Below are 23,336 nucleotides of genomic sequence, written 5' to 3' on the forward strand. Positions count from 1 at the left end.
GTCACGGCGGGGGTTCCCCTTCCGGTACGGGACGGGCGGCGTCGGCGATGTCCTCGGCGGTGCCGAAGGCGCGGGCGACGAGTTCCTCCATGCGCCACACCCGCTGCCGGGCGCCCTCGATCTCGCCGGGTTCGGCCGCGTCGAGGACGTGCAGGAACAGGGTGGCCGTCGCCCGGCGCAGCTCGATCACGGAGCCCCCGGGGACGTTGGAGACGGCGACGGCGGTGGCGGTGAGCACGAGGTCGCTGCGCACCCGCAGCGGGACGGCCACGACCGCCGCGTGGTAGGGGCCCCGGGCGAAGATCTGCCGGGTGACCTCGACGCTGGAGGAGAACATGTCGTACAGCAGGTAGGCCCCGAGGCGCAGGATGCCCAGCGGGCGCAGGCGCAGGCCGATGTCGACGGCGGGCAGCGGGAAGGCCAGGCACAGGCAGACCGCGACGAGCACCCCGTTGACGAGGTTGGCCCAGGACGGGGTGCCCCACAGCAGGATCCAGATGACGGTGAGCCAGCCGACGAGCGGCAGGTCGAGGATGCGCCGGCCGCGGCCCACGCGGAAGGACCAGCTGTAGGGAGAGCGGTCGCGGAAGAGGTTGCTCACCGGCCGAGCACCGCCTCGATGTAGGGGGTGCGGGCGAGGAGTTCGGTGGCGGCGGCCTGGGTGAAGGTGGTGAGGGGGCCGCCGAACACGGTGTACGACAGGCCGAGGGCGACGGCGACGCCGGTGGCCACCGGCATGGGCCAGGGCAGCCGCTTGGTGGTCGTGATGGACTGCCCCAGGAAGCCCGCGGAGACCACGGCGCCCGCGGGCACGGGCAGCCCGCTGCCGGAGCCGGTCGTCTTCCGGGAGCCGGGCACGCCGGGCGCCGCCTTCTCGGAGCCGGGCACGCCGGGCTCCTCCTCGTCGTCCGGCTCGTCGTCCTCCGCGGACTCCAGCACCACGCCCTCCGCCTCGCTCCCCGGGGGCGCGTCGCGCCAGAACGCGAGGTTCCAGACCTTCGCCATGACGTAGAGGGTGAGCAGGCTGGTGGCGGCGGATCCGGCGACGAGCGCCCAGGCCCAGCCGCCGCCGGCGTCGACGCCCGCCCGCATCAGGCCGAGCTTGCCGATGAAACCGGACAGCGGCGGGATGCCCGCGAGGTTCATGGCGGGCACGAAGAACAGCACCGCGAGCAGCGGAGCCGTCTTCGCCAGGCCGCCGAGGCGGGTGAGTTCCGTGGTGCCGTCGCGCCGTTCGATGAGCCCGGCGACCAGGAACAGGGTGGTCTGGACGGTGATGTGGTGGGCCACGTACACGATCGCGCCGCTGATCCCGCCCCCGCCGGCGAGGGCGATGCCGAAGACCATGTAGCCGATGTGGCTGATGAGGGTGAAGGACAGCACCCGCTTGAGGTCGGTCTGGGCGACGGCACCGAGGATGCCGACGGTCATGGAGGCGAGCGCGGCGAGCATCAGGAGGTCGCCGAGGCGGTGGCCGGGAAACAGCAGGGTCTGGGTGCGCAGCATCGAGTACACGCCGACCTTGGTCAGCAGACCGGCGAAGACCGCGGTGACCGGGGCGGGCGCGGTCGGGTAGGAGTCGGGCAGCCAGGCCGCGAGCGGGAACACCGCCGCCTTGATCGCGAAGACCGTCAGCAGCATCGCCTCCAGCAGCGTGCGCACCCCGATCGGCACCTCCTGCAGCCGCTCGGCGAGCTGGGCGAAGTTCACCGTGCCCGCGACCGCGTAGGTCATGGCGATGGCGACCAGGAAGAGCACGGAGGAGAACAGCGAGATGATCACGTACGTCGAACCGGCGCGGATCCGGGTGGCGGTGCCGCCGATGGTGAGCAGGACGAAGCTGGCGACGAGCATGATCTCGAAGCCGACGTAGAGGTTGACGAGGTCTCCGGCCAGGAAGGTGCAGGAGACGCCGGCCACAAGGATGAGGTAGGCGGGGTGGAAGACGCCGACCGGTGCCTGGTCGTCGCGGTCGGCCATGCCCTGCCCCAGTGAGTACACGAGGACGAGCAGGGTGACGGCGCTGGAGACGGTGAGCATCAGGCCGGCGAGCCGGTCGGCGACGAGGGTGATGCCGACCGGCGGTGCGAAGTCGCCGAGGTGCACGCTGAGCGGGCCGTGGCGGTCGGCGGCGACCATGAGGAGGACGGAGAGCACCAGGACCGCGCCGAGCACGGCGAGGCTGATGAAGCGCTGGAGCCGGTGCAGCCGGGGGCCGATGGCCAGCTTCAGGCCCGTGACGCACAGGGGCAGCAGGACGGGGAGCGGGACGAGCGCGTTCACCTGGTTCCTTCCGTGCCGGCGCCGCCCGGGTCGTCGGGCTGGTCGGGCTGGTCGGGCGGCGCGTGGCCGGTGTCCTCGCCGGGGCGGGAGTCGGGCTCGCGGCCGGTCTCCTCGGGGTCGTTGGAGGGCCCGGCGATGCGGGCGGGGGCGGGGCCGGGGCGTCCTGCGGCGTCGGTGGAGCCCAGCTCCCTGCCTTCCCGGTAGTCCTCGGGGTCGGCGCCGAGGATGTCGTTCCAGAGGTTGCCGGAGACGTCGTTGGCGCGGGCCTGGTAGGCGCGCTCCTCACGGACCCGCCTGCGCAGCCGTTTGCGTGCGGCGCGGTAGCGGGCGCGCTGCTCCGGGTCGGCGCCGCCGTCCTCGCGGGCCTCGCGGTAGCGGTCGCGGAGTTCACCGCGCCGGTCGAGGAACTCGGCGCGCAGGGCGACCAGCCGGTCCTCGGTGTCGTCGCTGATCTCGTCGGAGCCGGTGACCTGGTGGCTGCGGTAGGCCATGGCGAGCAGGAACGCGGTGGTGGCGAGGGTGATGACGATCGCGGTCAGGGCGATGGCCTGGGGCAGCGGGTCGGTGACGCGGTTGCGGATGATGTGCGAGTAGAGCAGCGGGGCGTCGCCCGCGCTGCCGGTGGCGGCGAGGACCAGCAGGTTGACGCCGTTGCCGAGGACGACGGCGCCGAGCAGGATCCGGGTCAGGGACCGGGTCAGCAGCAGGACGGCACCGACGGCGTTCAGGACGGCGGCGGTCACCAGCAGGGAGAGGCTCACGGTCATGCGCGGCCCTCCTCCGGGCGCGGGGCGGCCCGTTCGATCTGGCGGTCGATACGGGCGCCGAGGGCCCGCACGATGTCCAGGACCACACCGAGGACGAGGAGGTAGACCCCGCAGTCGAAGAGGACGGCGGTGGACAGGTGGGCGTCGCCCCACAGAGGCAGGTGGCCGTGCCAGGTCCAGCCGTGCAGCACGGTGCCCTCGGCGAGGCCGCCGAGCGCCGTCCCGGTGGACAGGAAGAGGCCGAGGCCGGTGAACAGGCCCGCCTTGAAGCGGACGGCGTCGGCGAGTTCGTGCCGCCCGCCGGCGAGGTAGCGGGCGATGAAGGCGACTCCGGCGGTCAGGCCCGCGACGAATCCGCCGCCCGGCAGGTTCTCCGCGCACAGCAGCAGGTAGACGGAGAGGACGAGGACGGGGTGGAAGATGAGGCGGGCGACCACTTCCAGGACGAGGGAGCGGCGTTCGGGGGCGAGGGTGGCGCTGGCGGCGAGCCAGGTCCGCTCCGGCGCGCCCTCGTCGCCGCTGGGCAGCCCCGCCGACTCGTAGCGGCTCGCCCGCCAGGCGGTGCGCGCTCCGGCGGGCGGGTGGTCGCCGGTGCGCAGCCCGGCGTACGGGTGGTCGCCGGGCAGCGGCAGTACGGGCTGTTCGGCGGCGTCGGTGCGGCGGTGCAGGTAGATGAGGCTGGTGACGCCGATCGCGGCGGCGGCGAGCACCGCCGACTCACCCATGGTGTCCCAGGCCCGCAGGTCGACGAGGATGGTGGCGACGACGTCCTTCAGCCCGTGGTCGGCGGTCTCCTCGACCATCGCGGCTCCCGCGCTGTCGGCCCGGCGGTGCCCCGCCATGATCCACAGGACCACGGCGACGGCGGCGCCGCCCGCGAGCGCCACCGGCATCCGCATGAGGCGCCGCCACCGGCTGAAGTTCTCCTCGAAGTACACCGGCATGCGGCGCAGCACCAGGACGTAGACGATCATCGAGACGGTCTCCACGCAGAACTGGGTCAGCGCGAGGTCGGGGGCCCCCTGCGCGACGAAGAGCAGCGCGGTGCCGTAGCCGGTGAGGCCGGCGAGGACGACGGCCTTCATCCGGCGCCGCACGCCGAGGCACAGCAGGGCCACGGCACAGGTCAGCAGGGCGACACCGGCCTGGGCCGGGTGGTCCCACAGCCGGGGGGCGGGGACGTCGGTCCAGGGTTCGTCGGCGACGAGTACGGCGATCTGCCCGGCGAGGACCACGCTCATCGTCGTCACGAGGTACGCGGGCAGCGAGCCGCGCTGGACGAGTCCGGTGCACTGCAGGGCGGTGCGCTCCAGGGCGAGCAGCATCCCGCCGAAGACCCGGTCGGCGGAGCGCCAGGCGAGCGCGTGGCCGGCCCGCAGGACGGGGCCCGAGGCGAGGAACAGCAGGATGCCGCCCGCCCAGGCCGCGGCGGACAGGCCGAGGGCGAGCCCCGCCCCGTGCCACAGCGCGAGGTGGTACGGGTGGGCGGGCTCGGGGAACTGCGCGGCGTAGGTGCCCAGGAGTCCCTGGAGCCACGGCACACCGGGGCCGAGGACGAGGCAGGCCAGGGCCAGCACGGCGGGCGGCGCGAGGAAGGCCGCCGGCACGTGGTGCGCGTCGGTGTCGGGGACGCCGGGTTTGCGGGCGAAGGCGCCCCACAGGTGGCGCAGGGTGTAGGCGGTGGTCAGCGCCGAGCCGACGACGGTCGCGGCCAGCGCCCACCGGTCGGCGGTGCCTCCGTCCAGGAGCGCCTGGAAGGCGGCCTCCTTGGCGGCGAAGCCGAGCAGCGGCGGTACCGCGGCCATGGACGCGCCGGCGAGCACCGCGACGGCGCACACGGCGGGCAGCCTGCGTCCGAGCCCGGAGAGCTTGCGCAGGTCGCGGGTGCCGGTGGCGTGGTCGACGATGCCGGTGACCAGGAAGAGCGGTGCCTTGAACAGGGCGTGCCCGAGGATCATGGCGGTCGCGGCGAGGCCGGTGTCGTGGCCGCCCGCGCCCGCGAGGACGGTGAGGAAGCCGAGCTGGCTGACGGTGCCGTAGGCGAGGACGAGTTTCAGGTCGTTCATCCTGAGCGCCCGCCAGCCGCCCAGCAGCATCGTCACCGAGCCGAGCACGAGCAGGAGCGGGCGCCAGGGCGTGATCTCGGCGAAGGCGGGGGCGAGCCGGGCCACGAGGTAGACGCCGGCCTTGACCATCGCGGCGGCGTGCAGATAGGCGCTGACGGGGGTGGGGGCTGCCATGGCGTTGGGCAGCCAGAGGCTGAAGGGCCAGATCGCGGACTTGGAGAGGGCGCCGACGAGGATCAGCACGACGGCCGTGGACAGCGCCGCCGACGGGGGCGGCGGGTCGGCGAGGATCGCCGAGATGCGGTACGTGCCCGCCTCGTGGCCCAGGAGCAGGAAGCCGACGAGCATGGTCAGTCCGCCGAGCGCGGTGACCGTGAGGGCCTGCAGGGCGCTGCGCCGGTTCCGCTTGTGGTCGCTGGTCTGGCCGATCAGCAGGTAGGAGAAGACGGTCGTCAGTTCCCAGAAGATGTAGAGCAGGACGAGGTCGTCGGCGAGGACGAGCCCGAGCATGGCCCCGGCGAAGGCGAGGAGGTTGCCGGCGAACCGGCCGAGCTGCCGCGAGCGGTCGTCGAAGTAGGAGGCGCAGTAGACCAGGACGAGGGTGCCGACGCCCGCCGCGAGCAGCACCATGAGTTCGGCGAGGGCGTCCAGTCTCAGGGCCCAGTCCACGTGGTAGGCGGGCAGCCAGCGCCACTCGGTGGTGTCCGCGCCGCCCGCGGCCGTCGTGCTCCACCGGGTGCCGGCCCAGACGGCCGCCGCGGCGGGCGGCAGGGCCAGCACGAGGAAGGCGCGGGTCCCCCACCGTCGCACCAGCGGCGCGGCGAACGGCGCGAGTGCGAAGTGGCAGAGGATGAGCGCGGTCATGCGGGTCCGCGGGCGGACGCTCGGGAAAGGGCTCGGCAGGCGGGAGGACAGGACACCCGACAGTGATATATCGGGCATCCCGCCTGGGCGCCGAGGCACGCCGCACCACCCACGACGCCACCGGACCGGCCCCGGGACGTCCCGGGGACGCCGCGACGGACGGACCGAGGGGCGGTTCCATGTCTCACACGCCGGAACCGCCCCTCGCCCCGCAGCTGTCGAGTCGGGACGGCCCGGTCGGGACGACAGGGCGTGAGCCCGCAGCCGTCCCGAGCGCCCTCGGGATCCGTCGGCTCCGGCTCTCGGTTCGCGTCGGTTCCGGCACCGAATCGGCCGGCGCCGGACCGCGGGCTCAGGGGGTGCGGGTCATGTCGGCCTCCGGCTGGGGGCCGGACACGGGGGAAGCCGTTCCACGCTGGAGGTCGGCCTCGATCTCCTCCAACCGCTTGCCCCGGGTCTCGGGCATGCGGCGGGCGAGAAAGACGAATCCGAGTGCGCCGAGGACGGCGTAGGCGAAGAACAGGCCGCTCGGGGTGATGGCCTGGATCGTCGTCAGTACCGTGACCGAGATCAGCAGATTGAGCACCCAGTGCGTGGCAAGCCCGAAGGATCCGGCCTTGCCCCGCACCGCCGTGGGAAAGACTTCGCTGTTCACCAGCCACATCGCGATGCCCAGGCTGGCGGAGAAGGCGGCTTCGTAGGCCATCAGCGCCAGTACGAGCAGGATCCTGCTGACGCCGGTGAGGTCGGTGGCGGCGTACAGGGTGCCGATGGCGACCAGGGCGGCGACGGTGACGCCCGTCCCGGTCAGCAGCAGGGGACGACGGCCGACCCGGTCGACCAGCAGGTACCCGAGGAAGGTGAAGGAGACGTTGGCCACGCCGATGCCGACGGAGGAGAGGATGGCGGCGGAATCGCCGAAGCCGGCCCGGGTCAGGAGGGTGGGCGTGTAGTAGGTGACGGCGTTCACGCCGACCAACTGGTTGATCGCCGCCACGCCGACACCGAGGACGATGCCCGGGCGGAACCGTTTACCGAGGACGTCCCGGTAGGAGAAGCGCTGTTCCTCGGCCATCGACTCGGCGATCTCGGCCAGTTCCCTCTCGACCTCCGCCGGTGTGTGGTGCCGGGCGAGGAGGCGGCGCGCCTCGTCGGTCCGCCCCCGCGTGAGCAGCCAGCGCGGGCTCTCCCCCAGCCGGACCAGCCCGATGAGCATACCGATGGCGGGCACGGTGGCGATGGCGAGCATCCAGCGCCAGGCACCGGAGTCGGAGAGTAGGTAGCCGACGAAGTACGAGCTGAGGATGCCGGTACTGATCATCAGCTGGTTGACGGACACCAGCCGCCCGCGCAGCCGGGCCGGGGCGATCTCGGCGATGTAGGCCGGGACCGCGACAGAGGAACAGCCGATGGCCAGACCCAGCAGCACCCGGGCACCGACCAGCTCGATCACGGAGATCGAGACGGCCGAGACGGCGGCGCCGACGATGAAGACGGCAGCAGTGGTGATCAGTGTCCGTTTGCGGCCGATGCGGTCCATCAGGCTGCCGCCCGCGGCGACTCCGACGATCGCGCCGACCAGCAGGGAGGCGACGACGATCTGCTGCGCCTGGTCGCCGAGGTCGAACTGGGGACTGATGTAGAGCAGCGCGGCGGAGATGATGCCGGTGTCGTAGCCGAAGAGCAGGCCGCCCAGGGCGGCGACGAGCGTGGGGCCGACCGCGGGCGAACGCGCGGGCCGTGTGCCCGTCGGGTGCGGATGCGTGGAACGTGCCATGTGGTCTGTCTCCGATCCAGCACGCCGGCACGAGCCGTGCCTGACCACGGCGTCGGTCGACAGTGACTGCGGCGTGCGCTGGGGTGGATGATCTGGTGCGCCGGCGGGAAAGCCGGCTGCTGAGTCCTCAGCGAGAAACACACACCGAACACGGACCAGCCATCCTCATGGACTCCTGTGTTCGGTCGATCGAGCCTCCGGCTCCCTGACGCGGCTGCACCGTGAGCCGTGCCCGGGAGACCCTCACAGGCGTACGGTCCGGCGCTCGCGGGTCGCCGGTGCGCGTGGGGCGGCGGCCGTGACCGGCCCGGGGCGCGGTGCACCGCGCTTCAAGCGGCGCCCGGGCGCCGGGGGGCGACACGGCCGTCCGTGACTCCCGTGCGGGCGTCTCGCCGGCGTCCGCTCAGTTCCGCCCCGGCCGGGGGCGTCCGGGCCCACGGCGCGGCGCGGGAGACGGGAGGGGAGATCCGGGGCACACACAGGAGTCCTCCACGGTGAGGAATGGTGCGGTCAGAAGCGGAGAGAGCGTGACTCCGGTGTCATCCTGAGTTCATGACACCGGTGACGTCAACACTTGACGAGAGAGCGGATCGGACCGTACGGTGCCGGGCTGTCCCCGCTCTCACCAGCGGCCGACGATCGAGCACGGCCCGCTCTACCGGGGGTCAGCCGTCGAGCACCGCCTTGAGCTCGCGCAGTCGCGGAAGCGCACGGTTGGTCAGCAGCTTTTCCCGCGCGCCGGCGGTGATCGAGAGGCTGTCCTTCCACAGCGACCGGCCCGCCATCGCGCCGCTCGCCCCATTGGCAACGGCGGTGCCCACCTGGCCCACGAAGGTCTCGTGGTCCACCCCGGCCGACAGCACCGCCCACGGCACGCCGGCGGCGGCTTCGGTCACCGCCGCGCAGGCATCGGCCGACCCCGGGTACTGCAGCTTGAGCACCTTCGCCCCGCACTCGACTGCGAGTTTGGCCCCGTCCGCGACCAGCGTGGGGAACGCGGCCGCGTACTCCTCCTCGGACTCGCCCTCGAGCCGGTAGGTCAGCAGCTCGACGATGAGAAGGAGGCCCTCCTGCGAGCACTCCCTCACGAGATCGCGGATTTGCTTCGCGACCTCGGAGTCCGCCTGCTGCCTGTCAGGGCGGGTGTAGAACAGCATCTTGGCGACGTCGCCGCCCAGCTCCCGGACCCGGCGCGGCGTCACGCCGGGAACGAAGCGGGTGTGCCGCAGGCCGCCGAGGGTCTCGAAGCCGGAGGCGTCCATCCCCACGACGAGTGCGGTGTCGCGGGCCAGCACACCGTCGTCGACGACGTCCGGCAGCGCGGTCTCTGGATCGAGCAGGATCGCCTCGGCGTGATTGGCGAGGTGTCGGACCAGGTCGGCCTTGGCCTCGGCGAGCTCGGCGCGGCTGATGCCGTCCGGGCCGTTCGGCGCGTCGGCCATGACTGCCTTCATCCCGTTGCGCTGATCGGCGGCGACGATCAGCATGCGGCCGCCCGGGGTGGAGATCGCGGACAGGCCGCGGCGTTCGGGCGTGGTCAGCGTGTTCACAGTATTTCTCCTGGCTACTGGATCGATGTTTCGCCGGCTCAGCGGGCCGGTGTGGGAAGCAGGCGGACCGCGGTCCTCGCGGCTCCGAAGGCGGTCTCCTGAGTGCGCGTCGAGACCGTCAGACGGGGCAGGACCACCGCCCTGGCCCGGCGGACGCTATCCATGCCGGCCCAGCCGCCCGTCAGGGTGGCCGAGCGGGCGCTCGGGAGCTCCTGGTCCATCGCGGAGATCAGCTGCTTGATCTCGTCGTTGCTGTGGCGCAGCACCGCACCGAACAACTCGGCGGGACCGATGCCGTCGGTCCGTACGGCGAGGCCGAGCACGCCGTCGTCGTTGCGGGCGCCGGAGACCGTCAGCCCGTCCGCGGGCAGCGTTCCCTCGTAGGGCAGCTCCAGCACGGCGGCGTCGAGCCGGTCCCGGCCGGCCCGGTCGGTGATCCCGCAGGTCTGCAGGACCCTCCGCAGCAGCAGCCCGGTCTTGACGCCGGCCACGAGCACGTGTTTGCCCGGCACCACGTGGCGCACCTCGTTGATCAGGCTCCCGGCCAGCCGGGTCCGTGCGGCGTAGCCGAGGGGTTCGTCCATCACCCGCAGCAGGACCTCGGCCGTGCCCATCGAGACGTGGTAGTGGTCGGCGTCGAGCGGCCCGTCGGCCTCGGCGGCGACCAGGTGGTCATGCCCGGCAACGGTGATCCGGGCGCCGGCCACGCAGTCGCCGAACCGGTCGCCGACCGCACCGAGGTCGGTGCCCGCCGGCTCCAGTGGCGCGAGCAGACCACGGTCCGCGCCCAATTCGTCGAGCATCGCGCCCCACGCCTCGCCGCTGTCCTGATCGAGCAGTCCGGTGCGTGAGGTCAGTGACAGCTCGGCGGTCTGCCGGCCGCCGAGGACTGTGGCGACGAACTCCGGCAGGTTGAGCCATCGGTGTCCGGCCAGACGCAGTCCGCCGTCGCGCAGGTGGGCGAGCTTGGCCGCCGACACCTGGGCGCCGAGCGGCAGACCAGTGCGTCCGGCGAAGTTCTCGCGGATTTCCGCGGCGAAGCCCATGACCTGTTCCTCGCCGCGCGGGTCGAACCAGGCGAACGCCGGCGCGACCGCGACACCTTCCGGATCCAGCAGCACACCGCTCTCGCCCATTCCGGACACCGCGACCGCTTCGATCGGCCGGTCGGTCACCGCGGCCGTCCGGGCAGTGGCACCGGCCACCAGCCGGTGCACCGCGTTGACCAGCCGGTCCACCGGGAGGTCGGTCGTACCGCCGGGGCCGGGCCGCCACGGCGTCGGGACCTCCTCAAGGGCGACCTCGGTCCCCTCCTCGTCGAGAACCAACAGCTTGAATGCCGTGCTGCCCAGGTCGATGCCTGCCACGAGCCGGCCTCCCATGGGCCCGCCTCCTCCCGGATCTACCCCGATGACTTCGGTGACATGGCGAGCCGTGACACCGGTGACTTGCGCCGCTAGGATCAACAGCATGACGACGGATTGTCAAGGAGACCGACTGCTCGTGATCGCCGTTTCGGGTGTCGCCGGGAGCGGCAAGACCACCCTCGGCCGGGCCTTGGCCAAGGAGCTCCGGCTGCCGCTGCTCGATCTCGACACGCTGACCGTGCCCCTGCTCGACCAGCTGCACGGCACCCTCTTCGGCGATCACTGGCTGGCGCCGGCGCACGCGCCGGCCGTCCGCCCCGCTCGCTACTCGGTCCTGCGCGCCACCGCGTCGGAAGTCGTCGCGACGGCGGGTGGCGCGGTGCTCGTTGCCCCGTTCACGGCCGAACTCACCGGGGGCCGGGCCTGGACGGACCTCCTGGACGCGGTTGCTCCGGCGGAGCTGCGCATGGTCAACCTGCGTGGTTCCGCGAAGCTGTTCGCGCGGCGCCGGGCCGAGCGGTCCGAACCCCGTGACCAGCACCGCGCGGACACTGGACCGGCCGCTTCGCCGGCCGTGCCGCATCTCTCGATCAATGCCCGGCTCACACCCGGCCAGCAGCGATTCCGAGTGCTGCGCGCCCTCGGCAGGCGCACTCCGTTGGACCTCGACTCCCCCGTTTTCGCTCGCTCCTTCGACGCCGTGCTCTTCGATCTGGACGGCGTCCTGGCCGACTCGACGGCGTCGGTGTTGCGCAGCTGGGACCAGTTCGCGGACGAAATGAGCCTTCCCGCGGCTGTGGTGGAGAGCAACCACGGCCGCCCGGCGCGACCGCTCGTGCAGCGACTTCTGCCGGCCGATCAGGTCGATGACGGGTTGCGTCGAATAGAGGACATCGAAGCCGCCGACGTCTTGAGCATCGAACCGGTCCCCGGGGCAGGGGATTTCATCTCCCGATTGCCCGATGGGCGCCGAGCCGTTGTCACCTCCGGAACTCGACGCATCGCCACGGCCCGGCTGGCCGCAGCGGGTATCGCCGCGCCGCCCGTCCTGGTCAGCGCTGACGACGTACGGTGCGGCAAGCCCGATCCTGAGCCCTATGTCTCCGCGGCGGCGCGGCTCGGCGTCGCTCCAGCCCGGTGCCTGGTCGTGGAGGACGCTCCGGCCGGAGTCGAGGCGGCCCGGGCGGCAGGATGCGGTGTCATCGGCGTGCTCGGCACTGTCGAACCAAGTGACTTGTCGGGCGCCGACCTCCTCGTGGACGGCCTGGACCGGCTGCGGGTCGACCACACCCCAGCCGGACTGCGTCTCGCTGCGGTCGACCAGCCGGCGGCAGCGGGAGGCTGACCTCTCCCCACGTCCCCATCAGGGTCAGCCCGGCACCGGTCGGACCTGCCACACGGCAGGCGCGCCTCCACCCCGGTCGGAACACGGTCCGACCCGTGCGCGCATGCTTCCGAGTCCGGGGGAAGCCCAAGCACGGAAGCCGGCCCGCAAGGGATTGCCCAGCCGAGTCACCGAAAACCTGCTCCGTCGGTCCCCGAGGTCCCCCGGTGCGCCGACTGTGGCCGCGGCGTGCACCGCCGTGGCCGGTATCAGTCAGTCCGGCGGGCGGCACTGGCCGCGCTCGACCAGTCGTACCGGCAGCACCGTCCGGCGGCGGAACCGGCGCTTCGGGTGGGCGAGCCGGTCGAACACCCGGCGTGCGGCGTGCTCACCGAGCAGCGTCGGGTCCTGGTCGATCACCGTCATCGCCGGCGTGATCATGTCTGCCATCGGGAAATCACCGAATCCGACTACGGCGAACCGCTGATCCCGCAGGGCGGGGACCAGCGCCATACTGCTGCGCGCGTTCGAGGACACGACCGCCGTCGGCGGTTCATCGAGCGCGGCAAGCCCGGCGACGATGTCGGCCGAACTGTCCCGGTCCAGGGCGCCGAATACGACGTAGCCCTCCCGTTCGGGCAGACCGCGGTCGCTCAGCGTCCCGCGGTAGCCGAGTAGGCGGTTGCGGCTGGTCGGCACGTCCGGGCGATCACCGATGAACGCGATCCTGCTGTGCCCGTGATCGATCAGGTACTCCACTGCCAGCCGCGTGCCGCCCTCGTCGTCCTCCAGGAAGGAGTCGGCCCTCACTCCTGTCGGGCCCCGGTCGACGAACACGATCGGCAGACGGTCGCACCAGCGCTTGAGGTACGAGTTGTCGGTGGACACCGGCGCGATGACCAGCCCGCTGAGCGACTGGCCCAGCAGACGGTCGACGACCTCGCGCTCGCGCTGGACGTTGTCACCCACACTGGTCACAACGGTGGACATGCCGTTCTCGATCGCCACCTGGTTCACCGACTCGGCGACCGCCGCGAAGAACGGGTCGAGCAGGTCGGGCACCACGACCCCGACCACCGGTGCGCGCCCCTTGCGGAAAGTAGTCGGAACCGAGTTCGGCACGTAGTTGAGCTCACGCAGTGCCGCCTCGACCCGGATCCGCGTCTCGGGGAGAACGTGCACGTCGTCGTTGAACACACGCGACACCGTCTTGGCGCTGACTCCGGCGCGGGCGGCGACATCTCGCATGGTGGTCATGGATGCTGGCGGGCCTTCCAAAGAGAGAGACGGCGACTGATACGACAACCGGGACGCATGGTCCGGCAAGGGTGCCTCATCGGGCAGCATTGCCACCGTCCGCCGTGCAGCCCGAGCACCTCCCACCGTTGCTGCCGAAGCTGTCGCCGGCCGACAGGACGATCGAGCCCGTGATGTGCTTGAGGACGACGCAGCGGCCGAACGGCGCACCGGCCCGGATCCACCTGATCACGGCTCCTCCACGCACTTTGTCCTCCGGCGAGCACGGTAGGGCCTGCCGGGACCATGAGGGTCAGCGGCCCGGCGCTACTGTAGACGTCGGGAACCGGCAAGTCCAACAAACATGACATCGGTGACACCCTTGGACCTCGCGCCGCTTGGTCACGGCTGGCGCAGGAGAAGAAGCAGCGGATCCCGGCGGCGGGTCCGGCCTGATCGTAGGTCGGTCAGAAGTCCGTGTCGCCGCGACCTCCGGCACACAGGCCTGACCCGTCCGTCGACGCAGGCGTCCGGACCTCGGATCAAGAACTGCCCCACAAGTAGCCCCAAGCCTGCTCGAGGGCGAGTTCTGAGGACCTTCCGAAGCCTCCTGACCCGCGGATCCCGCAAGCCGGGACGACAGGGTCCCGAGCTTCGACTTCTTGACCCTCAAGAGCAAGCTTGACCCTCAAGGGCAAGGAAGACCCTGCAAACCACTGGAAACCACAGTGCACCCACGTGCGGCACCAGGCATGCCGTGCACACCGTGTGATACCCAAATGGCCACCGGAATCAGGGCTTCGGCACTCCAGCCGTAGATCGTGATCTCCATGTGGTGACTGCTGTCCTGCGTCACCAGCGGGCGATGAGCGTCTCCTTTGCGTCCCGGTCGCGGTACAGCCAGCTGGTCCCCGGCGCTATGGCTCCGGTCAGGTAGCCGACGATGGGCTCCCGCTGTGTCGCGCTGTCCAGTTCACCAAGCAGTATCAGGGCGTCGGGCAGGGCGCAGAACTCGGCTTGTTCGATGTCGTCGTCCTGCGGTGTGAACTCCCCTGCCCACTCGTCGATCTCGAAGGCAGTGGCCAAGGCCGAGGGGTGTTGCTCGGAGTCGATGTTCATGAACAATGCGGACCGCACCGGGTCGCCGACCAGCAGCCCGGTCTCTTCTCGCAGCTCACGCCGGAGAGCCTCGTGCAGGAGCTCGCCGTCCTCGCCCCCGCCACCGGGCGGCGACCAAAGCATCTCGCCGTCGGTGCCGAGACTCTCTCGCACGAGCAGGATCTCGTCGTCTCGACGGATGATGCCGATGCCCAGCTGCACCCGAGGCCCGGGAGCCTTCGCATTCGCAACTGCCATGCCGCAAACCGTACGTGACGGCCGAATCGCCAGTGAGCTGGGCCGCCGCAGAGAGAGGCGCGACCACCGTTGATCACCGTCTGCTGCGCGGACTGACGAAGAGACGGTGGCCGAAGGTCACAGCACAGACCGCGGTCGGTGGCGGGCGGCCTTCGAGGTCACCATGGGCCGGATTGCGAGCCGGTTTGCCCGGGGCGAGCCCCGGCTGCGAGCCGGACGGTTGGTTCTGGGTCTGCTGTCGGATTTGCCGCGCAAGACCTGCTGGACGATCACGCAATGGGCTCGGCCGGGCTCGGGACGGGTTCCGTAGAACGAGGAGGCGCCTGCGGACGCGGGGGCGCCCACATCATCAACCGTCCTGATCATCCACCGCAGACACGTCGGACGGGTGCACGTCGATTATCGGCTCGCCGTGACGGTTGCCGCGACCACTCAGAACCGATCCGCTGAGATCAGCGGACTCCTCAGCCACCTCGCAGAACAGGCAGCGCCGAGTCCGTCGCCCGGCCCATCAGCCGGCAGCAGGCCGACACGGCCGTACGACTCCTCAACCAGACACTGTCCAGACTGCGCAGACTGCCGGAACTGCTGGAGGAGATGACGGAGCCCACCTGAGTTTGTTCCGCTTGCCAGACAGCGTGGTGGTCAGGCCGCCGGATGCTACGCCAGCACCGCCCGCTCAGCTCCGCGAAAGGCCTCACTGCTCGGGCATTCGAAGTCCCGCCCCGCCCTGATCAACGAACTGAGGGGTGTGTCCCGTCCACGACGACCCGTCATCGTGATGATCTGGCCACCACGCTCGAGGCAGGCGACGCGTAGGCGTGCCAACTCTCATCGTTCCTGGCGCCGTGGCGAACTGGGCGTTCCGCGTGCATCACCACAAGCACCGCATCGGAAGGGCCGTTTCAGATATCCTCTGAAACGGCCCCTGACCTGCGACTTCGTAAAGTCGGGACGACAGGATTTGAACCTGCGACCCCTTGACCCCCAGTCAAGTGCGCTACCAAGCTGCGCCACGTCCCGTTGCCCGTTTGACCTGGGGTTTCCCCCGGTTGAACGCGCAGGAAAACCATACCGCACTCGGGCCAGTGATCGCGCACCGCTTTCCGGGCGGGGCTCGGCCGGTACCGGTCGGCCGGTGCCCTTCGGCCGGTGTCAGCGCTCGCGCGTGCGGGACGGCTCCGGCGCGGCCGCGGGCCGGGCGGGGCCTGCCGTGTCTGCCGTGTCTGCCGCAGCCGACGTCTCCGTTCCCGGCACCGTCCGTGCCGTCGTCGCAGTCCCCGCCGTCGGTGCCGCTCCCGGGTCGACCCGGACCAGTCCGCGCACCGCGGGTATCAGGAGCAGGGCCGCGCACACGGCGAAGCTGGTCGCACCGGCGACGAGCAGGACGTGGTCGGCGCCGAGGGCCGCGGCGGCGGGTCCGGCGAGGGCCTGGCCCACGGGCATCATCGCTAGGGAGCCCGCCACGTCGTAGGCGTGGATGCGGTTGAGGACGTCGGGCGGAACCTGGGTCTGAACGCTGGTGGCCCACATCACGCCCCAGAAGGACATCCCGGCCCCGGCGACGGCGGCCCCGGCCGCCATGGCGGGCACGTCGAGCCCGGCTCCGACGCTCGCCGGGAAGGCGGCGAAGCCGACGAGGGCGATCGCACCGGCGCGGAGCATCCGGCGCGGCCGCAGCCGCAGCGCGAGGAGGCCTCCGACGACGGTGCCGGCGCCCAGGGCGGAGTTGACCAGGCCGTAGGCGCGGGCGCCGTGCTCCTGCACCACCTCGGCGGCCACCAGCGGAACGGTCGGCCCCCAGACGGCGATCATGTACACGCACCAGACGGCGATGACACTCCACAGCCACCGCCTCGCGCGGAACTCCCGCCACCCCTGGACCAGGTCGGCCCGGAAGGCCCGGCCCCCGCGGCCGGAGACCGCCCGGCTGCCCGGCACGGGCGGGGGCAGCCGGAGCAGCAGCAGGCACAGGGCGCTGATCGCGTAGGTGGTGGCGTGGGCGGCGAAGACCCCGCCGGGCGAGGCGAAGCCCACCAGGAGACCGGCGACTGCGGGACCGGCGAGCTGGGCGGCGGACTCGGCGACGCGTATCGCGCCGTTGGCGCCCTGGACGTCGGAGGCGAGCCGGGGCACGGTGCTGGCGACGCCGGGCTGGAAGACGGCGCCCGCGACGCCGTTGACGAACCCGATGGCGCAGATCTGCCAGAGCACGACGTGACCGGAGAAGAACAGCCCGGCGGCCAGGGCCTGGGTGCCGAGCCGCGCCAGGTCGGCGCCGATCATCAGCCTGCGGGTGCTGAAGCGGTCGGCGAGGACTCCCCCGAAGACGACCAGGCCGGCGAAGGCGGCGGCCGTGGCGGCCATGGCGAGGCCGACCGCGCCCGCTCCGTACCCGTGCTGGAGCAGTCCTGCGGCGAGGGCGACGGGGAGCATCGTGTCGCCCAGCCGGGCCACGGCACGGGCGGTGAAGAACAGCCCGAAGTCCCGCGACCACACGGTCCGTCCGGCCCTCGCCTTCGCCCGCGTGGGCCGCGCCCCTGTCCCGCCCATCCCGTGCTCCCCCTCCCCGGCCGCCCCGGCCTCCCCGCCGGTCATGCTCACCCGTTCCCCGGGCCCGCTCCCCCGGCCTCCCCGGCGCGCCCGCAGCGTGCTCTGCCGCCCCGTGCCGCACCATACGTCCGACAGCGGGGCTCTCTCCGGGTCCCGGCCGTCACGCACGTCTTCGGATCATGCCACGCGGCACTGACAGCGCCCGAGGGGTTTTCACCCCCCGGCGGGCAGCCCCAGCCGGGGGTGTGCCTCCAGCAGCCGGGCCGGGGCCGCCTGCCGCCAGGAGTCGGCGAGGATGTCGCGCAGTTCCTCCTCGCCCTCCAGGGCGGCGAGCCGGGCCCGCACCCAGGCGAACTGGGCCTCGTGCCCGGCGATCCAGAACTTCTCCGGTTCGGCCAGCACCAGTTCGTCGCGCTCCTCCTTCGGGCAGCGCACCGCGAGGGAGGTCTCGTCCTCGGGCAGGGTGGCGAACATCTTGCCCGCGACCCGGAACGTGGGCATGCTCCAGGCGGTCTTCTCCGCCGTCTCCGGCAGGGACAGGGCGATACGGCGTACGTCTTCTGCGTCCGGCATGTCAGGCACGGTAGCCGCAGCCACTGACAGTCACCCGGCGGCCGGGGGCGCACCGGGATGCCTGCAGGGCAGCGGGACGCCCCCGGCCGCCGGGCCTCACGCGCGGGCCGCCTCGCCGAGTGCGTCGAGGACCGGGCGGATCAGCGGGTGCGCCTCGGCCCCGCGGCGCACGGCGGCGAACACGCGGCGGGTGGGGGCCACTCCGTCGACCGGGCGGACCACCACACCGGTGAGGTCGGTGCCGTGCAGCGCCGAGCGCGGGACGAGCGCCACGCCGGCGTCGGCAGCGGCGAGCGAGACCACCGCGCGGAAGTCGTCCGAGGAGTGCTCCAGGCGGGGCTGGAACCCGGCGCTCTCGCAGGCCAGCACGACCACGTCGTGGCACGGGTTGCCGGGGTAGGGCCCGATCCAGGGGTCCTTGGCCAGTTCCGCGAGCGGCACCTCGTCGGCGTCGGCGAGGCGGTGGGCGACCGGGACGACGGCGTCGAAGGGCTCGGCGTACAGCGGGAGGTGGGTCAGGCGGGGGTCGTCGGCGGGCGGCGCGCCGCGGTACTCGACGGCCACGGCGACGTCGACCTGCCGGTCGAGGAGCATGGGGAGGCTGGCGTCGCCCTCGGCGTCGCGGACGCGCAGGCGGATGCCGGGGGCCGCGAGGGCCAGCCGGGACAGGGCGGGCGCCACCACCAGGTTGATGCCGGTCGCGAAGGAGGCGACCGTGACCGTGCCGGCCTCGCCCGAGTCGTACGCGGCCAGTTCGGCCTCGGCCCGCTCCAGCTGGGCCAGGACGGCGTGGGTGTGGCTGAGCAGGATCTCGCCGGCCGGGGTCAGCCGTACGCCCTTGGCGCCGCGCTCGACCAGGCGGTGGCCGGTCTCCTGTTCCAGGGCGGCGAGCTGCTGGGAGACCGCCGAGGGGGTGAGGTACAGCGCGGCGGCAGCGGCCGTCACGGTGCGGTGGTCCGCCACCGCCCGGAGGATGTGCAGCCGCCGCGCTTCGATCACGAGTCCGATTCTCTCAGGTCGGCGGGGTCGCTCAGGCGGCGAGCTGCGCCCGCGCCGCCACGAAGGCGTCCACCGCGCGGTGCACGTCGTCGGTGGAGTGGGCGGCGGACAGCTGCACGCGGATGCGGGCCCGGTCCTGCGGGACGACCGGGTAGGAGAAGCCGATCACGTACACGCCGCGCTCCAGGAGCAGCTCCGCCATGCGGCCCGCCTCCGACGCGTCACCGATCATGACGGGCGCGATGGGGTGGTCGCCGGGGAGGATGTCGAAGCCCTCCTCGGTCATCCGGCGCCGGAACAGGGCGGTGTTCTCGGCGAGCCGCACGCGCAGGTCGTCGGCCGACTCCAGCAGGTCGAGCACCTTGAGCGAGGCGGCGGCGATCACCGGGGCGAGCGTGTTGGAGAAGAGGTAGGGCCGGGAGCGCTGCCGGAGCAGCGCGACGATCTCCGCGCGGGCGGCGACGTAGCCGCCGGAGGCACCGCCGAGCGCCTTGCCGAGGGTGCCGGTGACGATGTCGACGCGGTCCATGACGCCGTGCAGCTCGGGGGTGCCGCGTCCGCCGGGGCCGACGAAGCCGACGGCGTGCGAGTCGTCGACCATGACCATGGCGCCGTAGCGGTCGGCGAGGTCGCAGATGTCGGCGAGCGGGGCGACGTAGCCGTCCATGGAGAAGACGCCGTCGGTGACGATCAGCTTGCGGCGGGCGTCGCCGGCCGCCTTCAGCTGCGCCTCCAGGTCGGCCGTGTCGCGGTTGGCGTACCGCAGCCGCCTGGCCTTGGAGAGCCGGATGCCGTCGATGATCGAGGCGTGGTTGAGGGCGTCGGAGATCACCGCGTCCTCGGGGCCGAGGAGGGTCTCGAAGACGCCGCCGTTGGCGTCGAAGCAGGAGGAGTAGAGGATCGTGTCCTCCTGGCCGAGGAACGACGAGAGCCGGGCCTCCAGCTCCTTGTGCACCTCCTGCGTGCCGCAGATGAAGCGGACGGAGGCCATGCCGTAGCCCCAGCGGTCCAGCGCCTCGTGGGCGGCGGCGAGGACGCCCGGGTGGTCGGCGAGGCCGAGGTAGTTGTTGGCGCAGAAGTTGAGGACCTCGCCGGGGCGGCCGCCGGCGGTGACGGCGACGGTCGCGGACTGCGGGGTGCCGATCACGCGCTCGGGCTTGTGCAGGCCGGCGGCGCGGATCTCGTCGAGGGTGGCGCGCAGGTCGTCGCGCACGGAGTCGAACATCTCAGGAGCTCCTGGGAAGCAGGGGACCAAGGGACTTGGCAGCAAGGGACTTGGCGAAGCAGGGGATGTGGCGAAGCAGGGGATGCGGGGAGCAGGAGGTTCGGGAAGCAGGGACTTACGCGGTCCAGTCGAGGACGACCTTGCCGCCGCGGCCGCTCGCGGCGTCGGCGAAGGCGGCCTCGAAGTCGCGGTGGGAGTAGCGGCCGGTGACGACCGGGGCGAGGTCGAGGCCGCCTTCGAGCAGCACCGACATGGCGTACCAGGTCTCGAACATCTCGCGGCCGTAGATGCCCTTGACGGTGATCATCGAGGTGACGATCCGGGCCCAGTCGACGGGGAACTCCTCGGTCGGCAGGCCGAGCATCGCGATCCGGCCGCCGTGCGTCATGTTGGCGATCATGTCGCGCAGGGCCTCGGGGCGGCCGGACATCTCCAGGCCGACGTCGAAGCCCTCGCGCAGCCCGAGGTCGCGCTGGCCGTCGGCGACGGTCGCGTCCGAGACGTTCAGGGCGAGGCTGACGCCGACCTTGCGGGCGAGGTCCAGGCGGTCCTCGCTCACGTCGGTGATCACGACGTTGCGGGCGCCCGCGTGCCGGGCCACCGCGGCGGCCATCAGGCCGATCGGACCGGCGCCGGTGATGAGGACGTCCTCGCCGACCAGCGGGAAGGACAGGGCGGTGTGCACGGCGTTGCCGAACGGGTCGAAGATCGCGGCGACGTCGAGGTCGACGGGGACGCGGTGCACCCAGACGTTGGTGGCGGGCAGGGCGACGTACTCGGCGAACGCCCCGTCCCGGCCGACGCCGAGTCCGACGGTGGCGCGGCACAGGTGGCGCCGCCCGGCCAGGCAGTTGCGGCACTTGCCGCAGACCAGGTGGCCCTCGCCGCTGACCAGGTCGCCGGCCGTGATGTCGGTGACGTCGCGGCCGGTGCCGACGACCTCGCCGACGAACTCGTGCCCGACGACGAGCGGGGTGCGGACGGCCTGCCGGGCCCACCCGTCCCAGGCCCGGATGTGCAGGTCGGTGCCGCAGATTCCGGTGCGCAGCACCTTGATGAGCACGTCGCCGGGTCCGACGGCGGGCTCGGGGACGTCCGCGAGCCGGAGCCCGGGCTCCGCCTTCTCCTTGACCAGCGCCTTCAACTGAGCGGCTCCTGACGGTGGGGTTCCGGCGACGGGCATGCCGAAGCGGCCCGCGTCCGGGGTGGGGAGGGTGATCGCACAGGAATCTGCCGTACGGCACCGCCCCGGGTCCATCGAGCCTTTCTTAACCCTGGTCGCAGGTTTCCTTCACACCGTGCGGGGGCCGTCCGGGCAGGGGCCGTCCGGGCTCACAGGGGGAGCCCGTCCTCCGCGCTGCGCTCGATGCGCCGTACGAGGTCGGCCGCGGCCGCCTTGATCGTGGCCAGGCCCTCCGTCCCCCAGGTGCGGGGCCGGACGTCGGCGGCGCACACGGTGCCGAGGACCGTGCCCGTGCTGTCGGTGAGCGGGGCGCCGAGGTAGGAGCGGATGCCGAACTCGTCGACGACCGGGTTGCCCGCGAAACGCGGGTAGTCGCGCACGTCCTCCAGGACGAGGGCCTTGCGCCGGGCCGCCACGTGGGGGCAGAAGCCGTGGTCGCGTGGCTGGGCCCGGCCGAACTCGGGCCCTGTGCCGTCGCCCCGGGTCGTCTGCGGGGCCTCGGGCACGCGCAGGCCGGCGAAGAACTGGCCGCCCTCGACCAGGAAGTTGACCATCGCGTAGGGCGCCTCGACGAGGCCCGCGAGGTGGGCGGCGAAGGTGTCCAGGGCCGGGTCGGCGCGCTCGGCCAGGCCGAGCCGGCGCAGCCGTTCCAGTCGGGCGGGGGCCTCCCGGTCCTCGGGGGTGAGCAGCAGACGTCCTGCCGGGCGCGGCGGGTCGTAGCTCATGGGCGGACTCCGGCGCCGGACCCGGTGGGGGCCGGCGTGTGGGCGATGAGGTGGCGTACGAGGGTGAGCAGGGTCTGGACGCCGGAGCTGGAGATCCGGGCGTCGCAGCGCACGACGGGGATCCCCGGGTGGAGGTCCATGGCCGCGCGCACCTCCTCGGGGTCGTAGCGGTGGGCGCCGTCGAACTCGTTGATCGCGACGACGAACCCGAGTCCGCGTTCCTCGAAGAAGTCGACGGCGGCGAAGGACTCCTCCAGACGGCGGGTGTCGGCCAGGATCACCGCCCCGAGCGCGCCTTCGCACAGCTCGTCCCACATGAACCAGAAGCGTTCCTGACCGGGGGTCCCGAACAGGTAGAGCACGTGCTCGGCGTCGAGGGTGAGGCGGCCGAAGTCCATGGCCACGGTTGTTTCCAGCTTGTTCTCGATTCCGTCGAGGTTGTCGGTCGCGGCGCTGACCGTGGTGAGCAGTTCCTCCGTGCTCAGCGGCGCGATCTCGCTGACGGCGCCGACGAAGGTGGTCTTGCCGACGCCGAATCCGCCCGCCACGAGGATCTTCAGGGCGGTGGGGAACGGGTCGGTGCCTTCGCCGTGGGCGTGGTCAGAGCTGTCGTCGTAGTCCATCGAGCACTGCCTCCAGAAGGGCCCGGTCCGTGGGGTGGTGGTGGAACGCGGCGGGTGGTTTGGTGGTCAGCGCGCCGCAGTCGACGAGGTCCGAGAGCAGCACCTTGGTGACCGCCACCGGAAGCCGCAGGTGGGCGGCGAGTTCGGCGACCGGGAGAGGCGCCCGGCACAGGTCGAGGACCTGCGTGTGCTCGGGTCCGAGGTAGCCGAGGGGGGTCGCCCCGGTGGCCATGACCTGGGACATCAGGTCGAGCGCGACGGTGGGCCGGGTGCGGCCGTTGCTGACGGTGAAGGGGCGCACCAGCCGTCCGGCGGCGTCGTCGAGCCAGGGCCCGTCGCCGGCCGGGGCCACCCTCAAGGCCTCATCGCCGGTGGTTCGACGGCGTGCTGTCGGGGCGCGGTGACCAGGTAGGGGCGCACGCTCTTGACCAGCATCGCCATCTCGTAGCCGAGGACGGCCGCGTCGGCCTCGCGGCCGGCCAGTACGGCGAGGCAGGTGCCGGATCCGGCAGTGGTGACGAAGAGCAGGGTCGAGTCGAGTTCGACGACGACCTGCCGTACGTCCCCGCCGTCGCCGAAGCGGACTCCGGCGCTGCGGCCGAGGGAGTAGAGGCCGGAGGCCAGTGCGGCCATGTGGTCGGCACTGTCGGCGTCGAGGCCGTACACCGATTTCACCAGTCCGTCGGCGGACAGGAGCACGGCGCTGCTCGTGTGCGGCACGCGCTGGACGAGTCCGCTCATCAGCCAGTCGAGGTCGGACACTTGGCCGGTCGGCGCATCGCTCGCCATGGTGGATCGACTCCTTGGGGTACGAGAATCTGCGGGAGCGCTGTTCGTGGGGGCTGGGTGGGGCACTGGGGGTCGA

20 protein-coding genes, 1 tRNA gene and 1 pseudogene are annotated in these 23,336 nt (G+C 72.2%); 2 read left to right on the plus strand and 20 right to left on the minus strand.

The genetic code is table 11. The features are described 5' to 3' along the window. Nucleotide 1: 1 nt before the first annotated feature. The 7 genes from HZS56_RS23265 to HZS56_RS23295 form a co-directional block, all read right to left on the minus strand. Nucleotides 2–601, minus strand: coding sequence for a Na+/H+ antiporter subunit E (locus HZS56_RS23265; RefSeq protein ID WP_216722714.1), 600 nt, complete (start codon nt 599–601; stop codon nt 2–4). Next, nucleotides 598–2,283 (minus strand): Na+/H+ antiporter subunit D, encoded by a 1,686-nt coding sequence (locus tag HZS56_RS23270; protein ID WP_216722715.1) that lies wholly within the window; start codon nt 2,281–2,283, stop codon nt 598–600. The genes HZS56_RS23265 and HZS56_RS23270 overlap by 4 nt, the downstream gene beginning before the upstream one ends. After that, nucleotides 2,280–3,050: a Na(+)/H(+) antiporter subunit C gene (locus HZS56_RS23275; protein ID WP_216722716.1), complete on the minus strand. Its 771-nt coding sequence runs from the start codon at nt 3,048–3,050 to the stop codon at nt 2,280–2,282. Before HZS56_RS23275 ends, HZS56_RS23270 begins: the two co-directional genes overlap by 4 nt. Beyond that, on the minus strand, nt 3,047–5,980 hold the full coding sequence (locus HZS56_RS23280) for a Na+/H+ antiporter subunit A (protein ID WP_216722717.1): 2,934 nt from the start codon (nt 5,978–5,980) through the stop codon (nt 3,047–3,049). The genes HZS56_RS23275 and HZS56_RS23280 overlap by 4 nt, the downstream gene beginning before the upstream one ends. A gap of 352 nt (nt 5,981–6,332) precedes the next feature. Further along, nucleotides 6,333–7,757, minus strand: coding sequence for a sugar porter family MFS transporter (locus HZS56_RS23285; protein ID WP_216722718.1), 1,425 nt, complete (start codon nt 7,755–7,757; stop codon nt 6,333–6,335). 665 nt (nt 7,758–8,422) lie between these two features. Then, nucleotides 8,423–9,307, minus strand: a complete 885-nt coding sequence (locus HZS56_RS23290) for a hypothetical protein (protein WP_216722719.1) — start codon at nt 9,305–9,307, stop codon at nt 8,423–8,425. A 38-nt stretch (nt 9,308–9,345) separates the two neighbouring features. Beyond that, nucleotides 9,346–10,689, minus strand: a complete 1,344-nt coding sequence (locus tag HZS56_RS23295) for an FGGY-family carbohydrate kinase (RefSeq protein ID WP_216722720.1) — start codon at nt 10,687–10,689, stop codon at nt 9,346–9,348. 121 nt (nt 10,690–10,810) lie between these two features. Between HZS56_RS23295 and HZS56_RS23300 the strand changes: the two genes are divergently transcribed. Further along, complete coding sequence (locus HZS56_RS23300) at nt 10,811–12,019, plus strand: HAD-IA family hydrolase (RefSeq protein WP_308408139.1); 1,209 nt, start codon at nt 10,811–10,813, stop codon at nt 12,017–12,019. 252 nt (nt 12,020–12,271) lie between these two features. Here the strand turns inward: HZS56_RS23300 and HZS56_RS23305 are convergent, their stop codons facing one another. The 3 genes from HZS56_RS23305 to HZS56_RS23315 form a co-directional block, all read right to left on the minus strand. After that, on the minus strand, nt 12,272–13,345 hold the full coding sequence (locus HZS56_RS23305; RefSeq protein ID WP_216722721.1) for a LacI family DNA-binding transcriptional regulator: 1,074 nt from the start codon (nt 13,343–13,345) through the stop codon (nt 12,272–12,274). Beyond that, complete coding sequence (locus HZS56_RS23310) at nt 13,332–13,487, minus strand: hypothetical protein (protein WP_216722722.1); 156 nt, start codon at nt 13,485–13,487, stop codon at nt 13,332–13,334. The genes HZS56_RS23305 and HZS56_RS23310 overlap by 14 nt, the downstream gene beginning before the upstream one ends. A 599-nt stretch (nt 13,488–14,086) precedes the next feature. Continuing rightward, a complete protein-coding gene (locus tag HZS56_RS23315; RefSeq protein ID WP_216722723.1) occupies nt 14,087–14,590 on the minus strand; it encodes an NUDIX hydrolase in 504 nt (167 codons plus the stop codon). A 163-nt stretch (nt 14,591–14,753) separates the two neighbouring features. On the opposite strand from HZS56_RS23315, the pseudogene HZS56_RS23320 reads away from it, so the two are divergent. Continuing rightward, nucleotides 14,754–14,873, plus strand: a pseudogene (locus HZS56_RS23320) (IS701 family transposase); the annotation flags it as partial. A gap of 666 nt (nt 14,874–15,539) precedes the next feature. On the opposite strand, the gene HZS56_RS23325 reads toward HZS56_RS23320, so the two are convergent. The 10 genes from HZS56_RS23325 to HZS56_RS23370 all read right to left on the minus strand — a co-directional run bounded on the left by HZS56_RS23325 (nt 15,540) and on the right by HZS56_RS23370 (nt 23,260). Continuing rightward, a tRNA-Pro gene (locus HZS56_RS23325) sits at nt 15,540–15,613 on the minus strand. A gap of 132 nt (nt 15,614–15,745) precedes the next feature. Next, nucleotides 15,746–17,143 (minus strand): MFS transporter, encoded by a 1,398-nt coding sequence (locus HZS56_RS23330; RefSeq protein WP_216722735.1) that lies wholly within the window; start codon nt 17,141–17,143, stop codon nt 15,746–15,748. A gap of 213 nt (nt 17,144–17,356) precedes the next feature. After that, nucleotides 17,357–17,716 (minus strand): MmcQ/YjbR family DNA-binding protein, encoded by a 360-nt coding sequence (locus tag HZS56_RS23335; protein ID WP_216722724.1) that lies wholly within the window; start codon nt 17,714–17,716, stop codon nt 17,357–17,359. A gap of 96 nt (nt 17,717–17,812) precedes the next feature. Further along, the gene (locus HZS56_RS23340; protein WP_216722725.1) at nt 17,813–18,715 is read right to left on the minus strand and encodes a LysR family transcriptional regulator; all 903 of its coding nucleotides are present in this window, start codon (nt 18,713–18,715) and stop codon (nt 17,813–17,815) included. Nucleotides 18,716–18,746: 31 nt separating this feature from the next. After that, nucleotides 18,747–19,940, minus strand: a complete 1,194-nt coding sequence (locus HZS56_RS23345) for a glycine C-acetyltransferase (protein WP_216722726.1) — start codon at nt 19,938–19,940, stop codon at nt 18,747–18,749. A 115-nt stretch (nt 19,941–20,055) separates the two neighbouring features. After that, nucleotides 20,056–21,084, minus strand: a complete 1,029-nt coding sequence (tdh, locus tag HZS56_RS23350; protein ID WP_216722736.1) for an L-threonine 3-dehydrogenase — start codon at nt 21,082–21,084, stop codon at nt 20,056–20,058. 188 nt (nt 21,085–21,272) lie between these two features. Continuing rightward, nucleotides 21,273–21,848, minus strand: a complete 576-nt coding sequence (locus HZS56_RS23355; RefSeq protein WP_216722727.1) for a GAF domain-containing protein — start codon at nt 21,846–21,848, stop codon at nt 21,273–21,275. After that, nucleotides 21,845–22,471, minus strand: a complete 627-nt coding sequence (locus tag HZS56_RS23360) for a GTP-binding protein (RefSeq protein WP_216722728.1) — start codon at nt 22,469–22,471, stop codon at nt 21,845–21,847. The genes HZS56_RS23355 and HZS56_RS23360 overlap by 4 nt, the downstream gene beginning before the upstream one ends. After that, nucleotides 22,449–22,823, minus strand: a complete 375-nt coding sequence (locus tag HZS56_RS23365; protein ID WP_216722729.1) for a DUF742 domain-containing protein — start codon at nt 22,821–22,823, stop codon at nt 22,449–22,451. The genes HZS56_RS23360 and HZS56_RS23365 overlap by 23 nt, the downstream gene beginning before the upstream one ends. A 2-nt stretch (nt 22,824–22,825) precedes the next feature. Then, entirely contained in the window at nt 22,826–23,260 is a 435-nt protein-coding gene (locus HZS56_RS23370) for a roadblock/LC7 domain-containing protein (protein ID WP_216722730.1), read from the minus strand. Between the last annotated feature and the right edge of the window lie 76 nt (nt 23,261–23,336).

Source organism: Streptomyces mayonensis, from assembly GCF_018982965.1.
In the GTDB taxonomy this organism is placed as follows: domain Bacteria; phylum Actinomycetota; class Actinomycetes; order Streptomycetales; family Streptomycetaceae; genus Streptomyces; species Streptomyces mayonensis.